This window comes from Atlanticothrix silvestris CENA357, assembly GCF_016056295.1.
Taxonomy (GTDB): domain Bacteria; phylum Cyanobacteriota; class Cyanobacteriia; order Cyanobacteriales; family Nostocaceae; genus Atlanticothrix; species Atlanticothrix silvestris.
On record NZ_JAECZB010000105.1, the window covers coordinates 1 to 14404 of the forward strand.

Sequence of the window (14404 nt, forward strand, 5' to 3'; positions counted from 1 at the left end):
ACTAATAAATGAATATGGTCGGAGGCAATCTCTACTGCCTTGATAATCCATTTTTTCTCATTAGCAACAGACTGAAATATCTCAATACATCGCAATTTTAACTTTTCATTGTTAGCAAAAACCCTCCTACGTCTACATGGTATCCAGACTAAATTAACAGTAGCTAATCCGACTGCGTGATTGTAGTGATTATATACAGTTTTCATGTAGATCCACATAGATTGAAGGAAAAGTGAAAACCTTAACTATAAAACGCACTCCATTGGGTGAATAGCGTCTTTGGGGTAGAAAAATATCAGACTTGGCTTTTGGTGAGTTTATACAAATCTTAGAATGGGTTGCCAAAAAGAAGAATAAACTGGTTATTTTCATTGACCAGTGGTATTCCAGTAGTAAGACTTGTTCTGGCTGTGGACACGTTCTAGAAAGTTTAGATTTGTCCATTCGAGAATGGCGTTGCCCATCTTGTCAGTCAGTCAATGGCAGAGACGAAAACGCCAGTCAAAATATTTGTGCAGTCGGGGCATCGACTGTTGGGTTAGGCGATGTCAGACAGGCTGTGCCTGCAATTGCTGTTTGAGCCTAGAATCTCCTGAATTTAGCAAAACCAGATTCGGGGGAGTATGTCAATTTCATTTCTTCTCACTACGCCACAAAGCAATACCGCCTAATAAACCAGTGATATTGGGGATGAGTTTCACATTTAAAGGCAATTGAAGATCTACTCTCACGGCTTCACCACCACCAATATAAAGATAATCATAATTGAACAAATGGTGTAAAGATGCGATCGCCTTTTCTAAACGCCTGTTCCATCTTTTTTCACCAATTTTTTCTAGTTCTGCACGTCCTAGTTGTTCTTCGTAAGTCTCTCCTTTACGAAATGGATGATGTCCCATTTCCATGTTGGGTACAAGTTTACCATCTACAAATAAAGCCGAACCAAACCCAGTGCCCAAGGTAATTACCAATTCCACGCCTTTACCTGCGATCGCGCCAAATCCTTGCATATCAGCATCATTAATTACCCGTACAGGTTTGTTTAAGCGGTTTGTCAATGCTGTTTCCAAGTCAAACCCAATCCAGTCTGGATGTAAATTTACCGCTGTTTCCGTAACTCCAGACCTCACCACTCCAGGAAAACCCACCGAAACGCGATGAAATTCACCTTGAGCAGCTGCCAAAACAACAATTGCATTAATTACAATCTCAGGTGTAGCAGGTTGGGGTGTATCTAAACGCTTCCTTTCCGTTAAAGGAACCCCGGTAATATCTAACACCATAGCTTTGACACCACTACCGCCAATATCAACCGATAAGGTGCGAATCGATCCATTCTCTTCAGTCATTGAGTTTTGTCCTTGTGGTTATTTGTGATTGGGCATGGGAACAGGCAAGATAGCGGTTATCGCTTAGGTACAGTAAAGTTTTGACCTCTCTCCTGCAAGTGAAGAAACTGGGGGTTAGGTCTGTATTCCATGCAATTGAGAAGCGCTATAGGCAATAGGCAATAAGTGGCATTGGTTATTTTATTCTTATCTCCTCTGCTCCCCTGCTCTCTTGCTCACCTTGTCTCAGAATCCAATTAACATAAAAATGACGCGACAGTAGTAAAATGCACAGCTTTATTCCTCCACAACACTTTTTCCCTTACCTTACTTGGACTGATATACAGACAATGCCAAATAAGGAAGATGTAGTCATCATCCAGCCTGTAGGGGCAATTGAACAACATGGCCCTCATCTACCGCTGATTGTCGATGCTGCCATTGGTGTAGGGGTATTAGGCAGAGCATTGGAAAAGCTGGATGCTAGCATTCCTGTTTATGCTTTACCAACTCTTTATTATGGCAAATCTAACGAACACTGGCATTTTCCTGGCACGATTACCTTGAGTACAGAAACTCTCACAGCAATCATTATGGAAGTGGGAGAAAGTATTTATCAGGCTGGGTTTAGAAAATTGGTGCTGATGAATTCCCACGGTGGACAACCCCAAGTGATGCAAATGGCAGCGCGAGATTTGCACGTTAAGTATAATGATTTTTTAATATTTCCACTGTTTACTTGGCGCGTACCTCATATTACTAAAGAATTGCTGACTCCCAAAGAAGCACAGCTAGGAATGCACGCTGGAGATGCAGAAACTAGTATTATGCTGGCAATTTTACCAGAACAGGTGAAGATGGAGAAAGCGGTAGCTGAGTATCCACCAGAACATCCAGAAAGTAGTCTACTAAGTTGGGAAGGTAAGTTACCTGTGGCTTGGGTGACGCGAGATATTAGTAAAAGTGGAGTTATTGGTGACGCAACAACTGCAACCAAAGAAAAAGGCGATCGCATCCTCGAATCTGTTGCTGATGGTTGGGTACAAGTTCTTAAGGATATTTACGCTTTTAAACAACCCCAAACAGATGAGTAATTAGAGAAAACCGTACCTTTATCTTATCTAGATTTGCTACTGTAAGAATAGTGCAAATATGGTTAATAGTAGTGGTATAGCTGCATAACAGCTATCGGGCGACAAATTGTTATTAAAATAACACTAAGAGATCATAATTATGACGGACTTTGAACCTAAGAGCCTCCGTTCTTATAGCCAAGAAGATGTGCAGAAAATTCTTCAGTTTGCGATCGCCCGTCAAGCTGACGACCAAGACAAAGAATTTTCTTATAACCAGCTGTTAGAAATAGCTACTGAGTTAGAAATATCGCCTGAGTCTTTAAACTTAGCAGAACGTGACTGGCGATCGCAGTCCAGTGAAATCCAGCAACGCCAAGCTTTTGACACTTATCGCCTCACAAGATTTAAGAAGCGTTTTGGTAATTATGCCATTATCAACAGTTGTTTAATGTTGGTGGATTTTATCGGCGGTGGCGGTCTGAGTTGGTCGCTGTATATTTTGCTATTCTGGGGAATGACAGTAGGGCTTGATGTTTGGAACACCTTTCAAGCCAAAGGCGAAGAATATGAAGTGGCTTTTCAGAAGTGGCATCGCAAGCACCAATTCAAACAAACTGTTAACACAGTTTTAAATAAGTGGTTTAAGGCTTGGCAAATGTAATGAATTGAGAGCGAATTTTTAGCGATCGCTCTTAGATTTAAAACAATAGTCAACTACCTACACTGACCTGACTACTTATCCATAACTCATAAATAATCTTATACAGCAACAATTATTTATGAGTTCTTTTTCTAAGGATGTATACCATGAACCCACCCCTGATTATAGACCACTAAATCAAAGATTTAGTGGGGGCTTGTACCCAAAATTAATTAATTAAAAATTATTATTTCTTTCAATTTTTAATCTTTAATTTGTAATTTTTAATTAAAACTGGTCAAAGTCTAAGCTTGGGTATTTTTCGAGAAGTCTAAAGAATATGGCTAGATTAACTGTTGTGCTTTGGTTACGCACTGATTGGAATTGTTCGCCTTTCCCCGACTCCACCTTTGCCCTGGATTGCTAGGGCGTATGTAGACTTTTTCCGGGGGACACCGTTACTGGTGCAGATTTTTATGATTTACTTTGGGTTGCCTGCTTTAGCCCAAAATTTTGGTTTCATCTTCAGTTTAAATCGTCTAGCAGCAGCGGTGATTGCATTGAATCTCAATAGTGCTGCCTATATTGCTGAAATTGTCCGGGCAGGCATTCAATCAATTGACCCTGGGCAAACAGAAGCCTCTCAAGCACTGGGTTTAAGCTCAGTGCAAACGATGCGTCACGTAATCTTTCCTCAAGCCCTCCGGCGGATGCTGCCACCTCTGGGTAATGAGTTCATTAGCCTGCTCAAAGACACCAGCTTAGTCGCTATCATTGGGTTTGAAGAATTGTTTCGTAAAGGGCAGCTGATCGTAGCTGAAAACTATCGTTCATTTGAAATTTATGCTACTGTCGCCTTGGTTTATTTGTTCCTGACTCTGCTTTCTTCCCAAGCGTTTAGTCGCTTTGAGCGATCGCTCAATCCCATTAACGAAAAGAGCAATTAATTTTATTCCCGACGACTAAAACATTCGATGGGTCAGAAAGCTGATTAGAGGTGCAAGAAAATTCTCCACTTTTTTTCCACTATTTAGATTTAAATTTAGACTATATCTAAAATTTAAAGTGCATTAAACTTTACTTGTATAACCTGTTTTAGTACTTCAATTATCGCTTTTTTTACTAAGCTGCATCAATTGCATGTATATGGGTAAACAAAAATTAAGTATTAGTTAAATATGAGATGCATTTTGCAAAACATATTCCTTTGGGTAGTAGAGTTATCACCTAAAAAAGCAAGATGGTTAGCCCTAGGAGGTGAAAATGCGTCAACTGATTATTCAAGTGCCACGAGGAAACGGAACAGCAGTCATCGACATTGCTAAATCTCATAACGGCTCAAACCTGGTACGCTTTGAAGGGAATGCAGACGAACCAATCGATGTGGTAATTGTTCACGTTTCCAATCGAGAAGTTGGAAAAGTCCTAGAGGAATTGCAAGACTTGCCCAAAGTACAAATCACGTTCATACCAACTGGTGTGATGGCTCTGCAACCCCCTGCCTCGGAAGCCGCGCAGCAGGTTGTAGATGTAGAAGAACGCAGTCCGATTGAGATTTTTCTTTCTGGTTTGCAAAGTGTTGGCTCCTGGCGAGGCTTTCTTGGTTATGCAGCACTGGCAGGCTTTGTAGTTTGGATTGGTTTGTATACTAATACAAGTTATTTGCTAGTGGCGGCAATGCTGATTGCACCGTTTGCAGGCCCGGCCATGAATACTGCAATTGCTACTGCATGGGGCGATCGCAAACTTCTAGGGCGGAGTATTTTACGATATTTTGCAGCTTTAGCAGTCACAATCGTCACTACTTGGCTACTTAGCCTGATTCTAAGGCAAGAAATTCCTACTAGTTTAATGCTAGATAATAGCCAGGTTTCAGCAGTGGCAGTGATTTTACCATTGGTAGCCGGAGCAGCAGGAGCGCTCAACTTGGTGCAGTCAGAGCGCAGTAGTTTAGTATCTGGGGCAGCAACTGGAATGTTAGTTGCCGCTTCCTTAGCTCCACCTGCCGGAATTGTGGGAATGGCCAGTGCAATTGGTAGGTGGGACATGGTAATTTCGGGGCTGTTTTTACTGTTTTTGCAACTATGCGGTATTAACTTTTCAGCAGCTTTGTTGTTCCGAGTGTTTGGGTTGTCTGCTCAAGAAACTCGCTATCAACGTGGTCAAAAACGGGTATTCGGTATTGCCTTAGTAATAACTGTCATAGCATTGGCAGGCTTACTAACTTGGCAGTTCTCTAATTCTCCCAATTTACAACGTTCCAGCCTTGCCCAACGTGCTAACGCTGAAGTTCAAAAGGCTGTAGAGGAAGTTGGGTTAGCAAAATTAGTCGAGTCGAATGTACGCTTCACACGCTCCAACATTGAAGGTCAGGATACTCTGCTATCGGTTGTTTATGTGCAGCGTCAACCGCAAGTTACAGCGTCTAATGAAGAAATCCGCGATCGCCTCACCCAAGCAATTCAAACTCAATTATTAAAACAGGACTTAAATGTGACACCTCTAGTTGATGTCAACGTGCTAGAAACACCTGCAAGTAAACAATAAGACCAATTCTCTAAAATTCGGCATTAACTTACGAATTACGTTAGCGCAGCGTTAGCGAGTCATCGAGCGTCATTACGAATTACGAATTAATACTATGAGTAGTTCTAAACTTTTAGAAAAACAAGCCCTAGAAAGAGAACGTAACGAAGTCTTGCAACAGTTGGAAGATTGGCTAGAAACTCCCATGCTGGTGCTGGGCTTTGTATGGCTAGCAATATTCATCATCGAAATCATCTGGGGGTTAAATCCTTTACTAGAAGCCTTCAGCATCACTATCTGGATTATTTTTATCTTAGATTTTCTGCTGAAACTAGCGATCGCTCCTCATAAAAATTCCTATATCAAAAGCAACTGGCTAACAGCTATTTCTTTGGTGTTGCCAGCGCTGCGTACTTTTCGGATTATACGAGTTATCCGCGTACTACAAACAACACGCGCTGTGCGAGGGCTACAACTATTGCGAGTTATGACTCGTGCTAACCGAGGGATGCGGGTTTTAGCAGCAAGTATTAGCCGTCGAGGATTTGGTTATGTTGTGGCGTTAACAATGATTGTTACTTTACTAGGAGCAGCAGGGATGTATGCGTTTGAAAATGAAGTTCCTGTGGAATCAGGGCTGCACAGCTACAGCACTGCTTTTTGGTGGACAGCAATGTTAATGACAACGATGGGTTCTGACTATTCGCCCAAAACGCCCGAAGGACGGGTGCTTTGTTTTTTCTTGGCATTATATGCGTTTGCTGTGTTTGGCTATGTCACTGCAACCCTGGCGACGTTTTTTATCGGTCGTGATGCCGATGATGACCAAGCAGAGTTAGCTGGAGCGAAATCGATTCAATTGCTTCACAGAGAAATTGCAGCGTTGCGGGAGGAAATTCAAGAATTATTGCATCAAAATTCTGAGCGTTAACGTTAGCAAAAATTACTTAGTGAGGAAACTACATGAATTTAGAAATCGCTACAGCTTGGGACAAGGTTCAAAGCATGATCAACAATTTCATGGCTTTGCTACCAAACATTGTTTTAGCGTTGATTGTCTTTCTACTGTTTTTGATTATTGCTAGCAGAGTTAAGGCACTGGTCAAGCGATTGACTCGCAACCGTCGTTATGCCCGGAATTTAGGATTAGTGTTGGGCAGGTTAGCGCAAGGAGTAATAATTTTGATTGGGTTGTTTATCGCCCTTTCTATTGTGATTCCTACATTTAGAGCAGGTGATTTGGTGCAACTGTTGGGAATTAGTGGTGTGGCAATTGGTTTTGCCTTCCGCGATATTTTGCAAAATTTCTTAGCTGGGATTTTAATTTTGCTGACTGAACCTTTCCAAATTGATGATCAAATTGTTTTTAAAGGTTTTGAAGGAACGGTCGAGAATATTGAGACACGCGCCACAACAATCAGAACTTACGATGGTCGGCGGATTGTGATTCCTAACTCTGAGTTGTTTACTAATTCGGTAACTGTCAACACTGCCTTTGATAACCGCCGATTAGAGTACGATGTCGGCATTGGCTACGGCGATGATATTGACCAAGCCAAGCAGTTGATGCTAGACGCAATGCATAGCGTAGGCGAAGTTTTAAGAGATCCGGCTCCTGATGTACTGGTAATGGAACTAGCCGAAAGCACTGTTAACATCCGTGTGCGCTGGTGGATTCATCCACCACGAAGGATAGACGATCTTCAATCACGGGACAAGGTACTATCTGCAATTAAGAAAACGTTAGTCGCCAACGGTATTGATTTGCCCTTCCCAACACAACAAATTTTGTTCCACGACCAGACAGAAGAGACAGATGGGAACCGCTCCCGTCAACGCGAAGGTTGGCCATCTGGTAAAGGTGAAGTACCAAAGCCTCGCCGCATCACTGATTCACTCAGGTTATTGGCTCAATTGCGCTCCTCACAAGATGGTAATGGCAAAGTAGATTCTCAACTCAACGAATAATGAAAAATGTCAAGGTAAGCAAACTTTGGGATCAACTCCACTCAAGTTACTGGTTTATACCAGCAGTAATGGCAGTGGGAGCTACTGCTTTAGCCTTTACAATGCTCACTCTTGACCGTACAGACAAGTTAAAAATTGATTATTGGTGGGTTTATACTGGTGGAGCAGATGGAGCGCGATCGCTCTTAGAAGCTGTTGCAGGTTCGATGGTGAGCGTTGCTGCTACAGCCTTTTCAATTACAATCGTGGCGCTTCAACTGGCTGCTTCCAATTTTGGCCCCCGACTTCTGCGTAATTTCATGCAGGACACTGGTAATCAAGTTGTACTTGGCACATTTATTAGTACGTTCATCTACTGCTTGCTCGTGCTGCGAACAATTCATGGAGACGGAGATGGATATAGTGAGTTTGTGCCACAACTTGCGGTAACGTTCGGTATTTTACTAGCAATTATTAGTATTGGTGTTTTGATTTATTTCATTCATCATGCTTCAACAATAATTCAGGCATCTCACGTAATTCAAAATGTAAGTGCAGATTTCCATTCAGCAATTGAGCGCTTATTTCCCCAAAAAATAGGACATAGTGAACCAGAACTTAGACAAACAGTTGAAGAAATTCCCATGTCTTTTGAGGAGGAAGCTTTACCAATTCGAGCTAATGGTACTGGTTATCTACAAGCAATTGATGACCAAGAATTAATGAATATTGCTTGTCAACATCATTTGCTAATACGCCTTCAGACTCGACCAGGAAAATTTGTAATTCAAGGTAGCGATTTAGTCTTGGTTTTTCCTGGTTACAAAGTAAATCAAAAACTTACCAAAAAAATCAATAATGCCTTCATTCTAGGTAAAGAACGTACAGAGCAGCAGGATGTAGAATTTCCGATCAATCAGTTAGTAGAAATTGCCTTACGTGCTATCTCTCCTGCTGTGAATGACCCATTTACTGCAATTCGTTGTATTGACCAATTAAGTGCTGGATTGTGTCATCTCGTTCAAAGGAACTTCCCTTCACCTTATCGCTACGATAATAATAAACTGCGCGTAATTGCCGAAGGCGTAAAGTTTAAGGGATTAACTGATGCTGCTTTTAACCAAATTCGCCAGTACGGGCGGTCTGATGCCGCAGTAAGTATTCGTTTGTTAGAAGCTATAGCTTTAATTGCTAATTACACTAACAATTCTAAATATCAATCAGCACTGCGGCATCATGCTGACATGATTTTACAAGATAGCCGTGAGGGACTTTCACAAGAACAAGACTGCAAGGATGTGCAAGAACGGTATTACGAGGTCATTAAAAGTTTAGATCACAGCAGCACTATTAAGGATTGGGATTAACCAGAAAAATAGCGTTTTAAATTAATAGTTTTATTTAGGATTAGGAATAAATAGTATGAATTGGAAAGGTTTTCGAGTCATGGCGTGGTTTGGACAAGCTCTATTAGCAATATTTGTCATAGCCGCAGCAGCTCAGGGGAAGTGGTCAAATGCCTTGGGTCTAGCATTTTTCCTCATAGCATCTTTTGTGTTTGTAATTCGGGATGATAAATTACCCACTTTGTTTGATTTTCTGTTTGTCTTGGCTGCATTGCTAAATGCTACTGGTTGGGTATGGAATTTATTTGGTATGCCGGGGCCTTATGATGAGATTGTTCATGCTTATACAACTTTTGCAATTACCCTAGCACTCAGTTTTTTAGTCTATAGTTCAATGTTGAATATATTTCGGAATCATACACTTTTGTATCTGGTGACAATTACCAGTTTTGGAATTGCTATTGGTGCTTTATGGGAAGTTACGGAATGGTCTGCTGGTAAGATTCTCAATACTCAAGTAATTGAAAGTTTAAACGATACCATTATTGATTTAATTATGGACTCTCTTGGGGCTGGATTAGCAGCTCTAATTAGCCTTTGGGCATTACGAAAGTGGACAAATCGTCATCCAGATGCAAACAATTACCAAAATGAGACATACGTTTAAATTAGATAATTTTTGATACTTGAGAAGACAACTATGAAGGTTAAATATATACATAATCAACAGAAATTTACTACATCAAATTTGGTGAAATTACAAAGGCATTCAATATGGAAACAATCGACAACTTATCTGCTGTTACCTTTTATAGGAGTAGTGGTAGGGTTTTTGAGTAGCTGTTCGAGAGAGGTTAGTCTTTCACCTGTTGTTTCTCCTACAGTTGGTGAGTCACAAAATCAAAGTTCGCGCCCCTTGACACCAACTGCTGAGGACAGCAACTTTGTAGTTGAAGTTGTGGAAAAAGTAGAACCAGCTGTAGTTCAAATTAATACATCCCGAACTGTCAGAACTGAAGTACCACAATTACCTGATGCATTAAATGACCCATTCTTTAGACGTTTTTTTGGTGAAACCTTACCAACACAGCCTCAAGAGCGAGTGGTGCGAGGTGTAGGCTCTGGTTTTATCATTGATCCCAATGGGCGAATTCTCACCAATGCTCACGTTGTCAACAATGCAGATACGGTGACAGTATCATTTTCTGATGGTCGTACTGTTGAGGGCAAAGTGCTAGGCCAAGATTCGGTGAGCGATGTTGCAGTTGTGCAAATTCCTGGTAATAACTTACCAGCAGTAGAAATAGCAAATCCTGACTCTGCAAAACCAGGACAATGGGCGATCGCGATCGGTAATCCTTTAGGTTTACAACAAACAGTAACAGTAGGCGTTATTAGTGCCATCAACCGTTCTTTAAATCTTTCCACTAGACCTAGTAGCTATATTCAAACCGATGCAGCAATTAATCCTGGAAATTCAGGCGGGCCACTCTTAAATGCTCGCGGTCAGGTGATAGGAGTTAACACTGCAATTATCCAAGGTGCTGAAGGTATTGGCTTTGCTATTCCTATAGATACGGCTCAACGAATTGCCCAGCAATTAATTACTCAAGGCAAAGTAGAATATCCTTATTTAGGTCTTCAGATGCTGACGCTAACACCCGAAGTCAAGGAAAGAATCAAGAATTATCCCAACAGTAACGTCCGCATTTTAGCAGACCAAGGAATTCTTGTTGTTCGCGTTATCCCTAATTCTCCTGCTGCAAGAGTCGGACTGCGCCCAGGAGATGTTATTCAAACAATCAATAATCAACCCATTACCACATCTGAAGAAGTTCAGCAGATTCTCGAAAAGAATGGCTTAAACAATAACTTACAAATCCAAGTGCTACGCAACGGACAGAACTTACAATTTACAGTAAAACCTGAACCACTGCCATCTCTAAATAATACCCAGTCTTAAGTTTGTCAGGTAGGTAATTACTATCTGACTGATTAACTGTTTTCAACCGATGATTCAGACTTGCTATTTACCACAGCTAATACTTTTTGTTCTTGATTATCTTTTTTATTTTCATGCCACTTGTTGAGTACATCCTCGACCAAAACTTCTTTGATCCAAATCTGAAAGACAATTACTAACGGAACAGCCAGAAATACACCTAAAAAACCGAAAAAACTGCCAAAAAAGACCACTGCTACTAATGTAACTGCTGGCAAAAGAGATGCTTGGCTTTTCATCACTAAAGGCACTAGAACTAGACTCTCAATCTGCTGAATTCCAAAGTACAAAGCTATAACAGCGGCGATTTTCCAAGGTTCTTCATTTAATGCTAGCAGTGCAGGCGGAATCACACTCAAGGTTGGCCCAACATTTGGGATAAATTCTAATAATCCTGCCAAAATAGCATTAACTAATGGCAACGGTATTCCTAAAATCAACAGTCCAATATAGCTCAATGTTGCAATGACCAGCATAGTCAGGAGCGTGCCTTTGATCCAGCCAGTTAACGAGACTGCACACTTATTGAGAATGTCATCAACTCGCCGACGATAAAAGGCAGGAAATAGCATTATAAATCCCTGCCGATAGGGCGAGGGATTGGCTAATAACATGATGGTGAGAGCTACAAAAAGCAGTAAACCTAAAATAATAGAAAGTGAGCTACTGACCAAGTTAAAAAAGTTGTTTATTAGGCGATTTAACCAATCTTGTAAACCTTGAGTTAGATACCTAAGTCCCCGAATATTTTCTAAAAGTTGATCAGGAATTACATTGTGTAACCAGTTGTTCCACGATCGCAACCGTTCTAGTCCTATAGGCATAATATTACCAAATTGTTGCAATTGGTCAACAAGACGCGGCACAATCAGTGCAAAAAAACCGACCAAAACCACTAATAAGAGAATAATTGATATGGCAACTGCAATTCCTCGCTTAATGCGAAATCTTTGGAAAAAACTCACTAATTGATTTAGGACTGTAGCTAAAACTACGGCTGCAAATACCACCAAAAGTATTTGCTGAATTTGCCACAAAATATAAAGAGATGTAACAAGAGCGAGAAACCCGATTAATTGTCCGAATCGCACAAGCAGCCCCCAGTTTTTGTTATTTACAGCTATTCTTCTGAGTTTAATTACTTCAAAATAGCTGTATCACTACATTTAAAAAGCCACTAAAAGACTGATTTTTCAAGACTAACAATATATCCATCTTGCGACAGAATTTAGGTGTTTTATAAGAGACTAATCTGAAATAAGCAACCCTTGAAGGCTGTACTCATAAAAATGCAAAAACCACGCCCCAGTAATATGTTGATACGTGCCCTTTGTATTGATTTTTGTCAGTTTAGCTATCTTTGTGATTGGCTCAATATTCTTTAACTTGAGCAAACAATTTCAAGAAAGCCCTGAAAGTATTGAAGAGCCTGAACAAGGATTATTGAAATAATACAGTAGGAACCTCAGCAGCTAAGACTTATCTAAAGTAGTAGGGTTGGTAAATTTGCATCATGTATAAACCGATTAAGTTTATTTGTTGGGTATTGATAGGCATCCTATTTTTTTCAATGTCCGGTTTGTTTAGTTTGGCTAGAGATGTACCCCAATTCCCGCTTTCAGAACCTCAACAGCAGCAACCAACTGAGCCAAAGCAGCCTGTAATAACATCTCCGACTGCACCGGGATTAAGTAATCCCCAAGAATTTGAAGGCTTTGTAGACAAAATTATCAATGAAGAAATATCAAAGTCTCATGTTCCTGGCGCAGCCATTTCTGTGGTTAAAGATGGGAAACTATTTTTTGCTAAGGGCTATGGTTATGCGAATGTAGAAAAAAATATACCAGTTGTCATAGATAAAACTTTGTTTCGCGTAGCTTCTCTTTCCAAGTTATTTACAGCTACAGCAGCAATGCAGTTGTATGAACAAAAAAAGCTTGATTTGGATGCTGATATTAATAAATATCTCACCAGTTTCCAATTAGAAAACCCTTATCCTGAACCAGCTAAAGTTGCTCAGTTGATGACACACACTGACGGTACGACAAAGCGAAGAATTGGTCTTGCAGCTCGTACCGCAGCAGAAATGCAGCCATTGGGAGATTATCTAAGTAAGTATATGCCACCCGTTGTCTGGCAGCCCGGTAAACTCTACAGCTATTCCAGCCATAGCACAGCTTTATTAGGATACTTGGTAGAAAAAGTTTCCGGTATTCCTTTTGTTGAATACATTAATAAAAATATTTTGCAGCCATTGCAGATGGGCCGGAGTACATTTCTTCAGCCACCTCCACCGCCTTTAGCTGATAATTTAGCTTTAGGTTATCAGTATCAAAATGGTAAGTTCAAAGCTGTTCCATATCTATATTTGAATATCGCTCCAGCTGCGTCTATGAGTACGACAGCTACAGATATGGCTAATTTTATGATTGCTCATTTACAATACGGTCGCTACGAAAACGCCCGCATTTTGGAAGAAGATACTGTGCGACTGATGCATAAGCAGCATTTCACCCATCATCCTAAATTGCCAGGTACTGGTTACAGTTTTCGTGAACGTTTAGAAAATAATATTCGGCTGATTGGACATTTGGGAAGTTTACGGGGCTATTCTAGCTCCCTTACTTTAATGCCTGAGCAAAATATTGGCATTTTTATTGCCACTAATAGCTTTAGTGGGGTGGCTGGGAAATTACTAACTCAGTTTCTAGACCGCTATTTTCCCGTTACCAATAAATCCACACCTGTTAAACCTCTTGCTCTGACAAAGGAACAACTTAATCGCTTAACTGGTACTTACCGAGATTTGGAGTATCCCCGCGACACTTTTGCTAACGTAACTGCACCGTTTAAACATATTAATATCAAAAAAGGCGAAAACGGTACTTTGACGATTAGTACCCCTGGTTTGTTCTTTTTGGGACATACTCCAAAGCACACATTAGTTCCTGTGGAACCACTGTTATTTAAGCGACTTGAGGATGATGCGTTTACCGCTTTTGGGGAAGACAGCAGGGGGAATATTGTATTTGTCTTTAATCCACTGTGGTCTAAGATAGGAGCTTATGAGCGGATATCGTGGTATGAAACTATTTGGCTACAGTTAGGAATTATTGGTTTTTGTACAATTGTTTTTCTGTCAGCCTCTATTGTTGGTTTGATACGCCCTCTAATACGTCGCTTCAGAGGAAAGCGTTTTATAGTTGAGCAGAAGTTTAGCAGTGCTTGGGTAATAGCTGGTATTGTTGGTACTCTCAATTTAGTATTTTTGATTGGCTTGCCTTTGTCGCTGTGGCTTATAGGTGTATGGAAACTTGTGTATGGTGTACCTGGCATTGTAGTAGCATTATTTTGCCTACCATTGATAACTACCGTTCTAGCACTTGTACTAACTTTGTTTACTGGATTAGCTTGGGTAAATAATAGCTGGTCTTTTATTGAGCGATCGCACTACTCTTTAATTACTCTAGCCGCCCTAGTTTTTATTCCCTTGTTAGCTTACTGGAATTTGTTGGGCTTTCAATTTTAAATCTTTATCA

General features: G+C 40.6%; 12 protein-coding genes and 2 pseudogenes. 11 read left to right on the top strand and 3 right to left on the bottom strand.

What is annotated here, in order from left to right; all coding sequences use genetic code 11:
- On the bottom strand, positions 1-206 hold a 206-nt coding region (locus tag I8751_RS27625), incomplete at its 3' end, for a transposase (protein WP_214442282.1).
- Positions 207-274: 68 nt separating this feature from the next.
- Here I8751_RS27625 and I8751_RS27630 point away from each other — a divergent pair.
- A pseudogene (locus I8751_RS27630) lies at positions 275-580 on the top strand (zinc ribbon domain-containing protein); the annotation flags it as partial.
- A gap of 52 nt (positions 581-632) precedes the next feature.
- Here I8751_RS27630 and I8751_RS27635 read toward each other — a convergent pair.
- Positions 633-1349, bottom strand: a complete 717-nt coding sequence (locus I8751_RS27635) for an ROK family protein (protein WP_214442283.1) — start codon at positions 1347-1349, stop codon at positions 633-635.
- A 266-nt stretch (positions 1350-1615) separates the two neighbouring features.
- Here I8751_RS27635 and I8751_RS27640 point away from each other — a divergent pair, with 266 nt between their 5' ends.
- The 9 genes and pseudogenes from I8751_RS27640 (at position 1616) to I8751_RS27680 (ending at position 10826) form a co-directional block, all read left to right on the top strand.
- Entirely contained in the window at positions 1616-2422 is an 807-nt protein-coding gene (locus I8751_RS27640) for a creatininase family protein (RefSeq protein ID WP_214442284.1), read from the top strand.
- A 139-nt stretch (positions 2423-2561) separates the two neighbouring features.
- Positions 2562-3065 (top strand): 2TM domain-containing protein, encoded by a 504-nt coding sequence (locus tag I8751_RS27645; RefSeq protein WP_214442285.1) that lies wholly within the window; start codon positions 2562-2564, stop codon positions 3063-3065.
- 344 nt (positions 3066-3409) lie between these two features.
- Positions 3410-3991 (top strand): annotated as a pseudogene (locus tag I8751_RS27650) (amino acid ABC transporter permease); the annotation flags it as partial.
- A gap of 316 nt (positions 3992-4307) precedes the next feature.
- Positions 4308-5591 carry a TIGR00341 family protein gene (locus I8751_RS27655; protein WP_214442286.1) on the top strand — a complete coding sequence of 428 codons (1284 nt, stop codon included), beginning with the start codon at positions 4308-4310 and terminating at the stop codon, positions 5589-5591.
- A 94-nt stretch (positions 5592-5685) separates the two neighbouring features.
- A complete protein-coding gene (locus tag I8751_RS27660) occupies positions 5686-6501 on the top strand; it encodes a potassium channel family protein (RefSeq protein WP_214442287.1) in 816 nt (271 codons plus the stop codon).
- Between the two features lie 32 nt (positions 6502-6533).
- Entirely contained in the window at positions 6534-7538 is a 1005-nt protein-coding gene (locus tag I8751_RS27665; protein WP_214442288.1) for a mechanosensitive ion channel family protein, read from the top strand.
- Positions 7538-8884, top strand: a complete 1347-nt coding sequence (locus tag I8751_RS27670) for a DUF2254 domain-containing protein (RefSeq protein ID WP_214442289.1) — start codon at positions 7538-7540, stop codon at positions 8882-8884. Before I8751_RS27665 ends, I8751_RS27670 begins: the two co-directional genes overlap by 1 nt.
- A gap of 46 nt (positions 8885-8930) precedes the next feature.
- Positions 8931-9530, top strand: a complete 600-nt coding sequence (locus I8751_RS27675) for a hypothetical protein (protein ID WP_214442448.1) — start codon at positions 8931-8933, stop codon at positions 9528-9530.
- Positions 9531-9563: 33 nt separating this feature from the next.
- Positions 9564-10826, top strand: a complete 1263-nt coding sequence (locus I8751_RS27680; RefSeq protein ID WP_214442290.1) for an HhoA/HhoB/HtrA family serine endopeptidase — start codon at positions 9564-9566, stop codon at positions 10824-10826.
- Positions 10827-10858: 32 nt separating this feature from the next.
- On the opposite strand, the gene I8751_RS27685 is transcribed toward I8751_RS27680, so the two are convergent.
- The gene (locus I8751_RS27685; RefSeq protein ID WP_214442291.1) at positions 10859-11956 is read right to left on the bottom strand and encodes an AI-2E family transporter; all 1098 of its coding nucleotides are present in this window, start codon (positions 11954-11956) and stop codon (positions 10859-10861) included.
- Between the two features lie 479 nt (positions 11957-12435).
- Between I8751_RS27685 and I8751_RS27690 the strand changes: the two genes are divergently transcribed.
- Positions 12436-14394, top strand: a complete 1959-nt coding sequence (locus I8751_RS27690) for a serine hydrolase domain-containing protein (RefSeq protein WP_225894464.1) — start codon at positions 12436-12438, stop codon at positions 14392-14394.
- The last annotated feature ends 10 nt before the right edge of the window (positions 14395-14404 follow it).

Bases quoted from the DNA above. Each gene is read 5' to 3' on its own strand.
- I8751_RS27635 (WP_214442283.1), bottom strand. From the start codon at position 1,349: ATGACTGAAGAGAATGGATCGATTCGCACCTTATCGGTTGATATTGGC.
- I8751_RS27640 (WP_214442284.1), top strand. From the start codon at position 1,616: ATGCACAGCTTTATTCCTCCACAACACTTTTTCCCTTACCTTACTTGG.
- I8751_RS27645 (WP_214442285.1), top strand. From the start codon at position 2,562: ATGACGGACTTTGAACCTAAGAGCCTCCGTTCTTATAGCCAAGAAGAT.
- I8751_RS27655 (WP_214442286.1), top strand. From the start codon at position 4,308: ATGCGTCAACTGATTATTCAAGTGCCACGAGGAAACGGAACAGCAGTC.
- I8751_RS27660 (WP_214442287.1), top strand. From the start codon at position 5,686: ATGAGTAGTTCTAAACTTTTAGAAAAACAAGCCCTAGAAAGAGAACGT.
- I8751_RS27665 (WP_214442288.1), top strand. From the start codon at position 6,534: ATGAATTTAGAAATCGCTACAGCTTGGGACAAGGTTCAAAGCATGATC.
- I8751_RS27670 (WP_214442289.1), top strand. From the start codon at position 7,538: ATGAAAAATGTCAAGGTAAGCAAACTTTGGGATCAACTCCACTCAAGT.
- I8751_RS27680 (WP_214442290.1), top strand. From the start codon at position 9,564: ATGAAGGTTAAATATATACATAATCAACAGAAATTTACTACATCAAAT.
- I8751_RS27690 (WP_225894464.1), top strand. From the start codon at position 12,436: ATGTCCGGTTTGTTTAGTTTGGCTAGAGATGTACCCCAATTCCCGCTT.